At 73.9% G+C, this 525-nt stretch carries 1 protein-coding gene; it reads right to left on the reverse strand.

The features are described 5' to 3' along the window. Nucleotides 1-253: 253 nt before the first annotated feature. Nucleotides 254-525, reverse strand: a 272-nt coding sequence (locus BZL64_RS38525) for an alpha/beta fold hydrolase (RefSeq protein WP_244205809.1), incomplete at its 5' end; no start/stop codon positions are given.

Raw genomic sequence — 525 nt, forward strand, 5'->3', positions numbered from 1 at the left:
GGCCAGGGGTCGTGGGCGGACGAGTCGAAGCCTGGAGTCGCGCGGGATACGGGACGTCACGGGTGCAGTCTTCCGGTTGACGGTCCGAAAACCCAAACGGAATGTCACGGCGGGCTACGGGACTGGCCAACGCACGAGGTTCGGGGAGGGGTGAGGAGACGTGTTCAGGCCAGCGGTACAGCCTTAAACGGAACCCTGGGGACCGCTCCGGGGGCGGTGAGGGCTCGGCCTGGGCGCGGTGCTCCGCGGTAGCTCACATCAAGGGGGTCAGGAAGCGGCGCAGGGCTTCCTCGTACGCGGCCGGGTCGGGATTCCACATGGCGGCGTGCGGGGCGTGCGGGACGGGGTGGAGGGTGACCAGTCCGGGACGGCGGGCGGCGAAGCGGCGGGAGGCCGCCCAGGGGGCCACCTTGTCGTCGGGGCCGTGGAAGACCAGGGTCGGCACGGCCGGCCAGGCCCGGTCGGCGGCGGCGTCGCCGTCGGCGGGGCCGGCGTTCAGGCCCGCGCGGCCCTCGGCGGCGCGGA

Origin of the sequence: Streptomyces bobili, from assembly GCF_002154575.1 — a bacterium.
GTDB lineage: Bacteria > Actinomycetota > Actinomycetes > Streptomycetales > Streptomycetaceae > Streptomyces > Streptomyces bobili.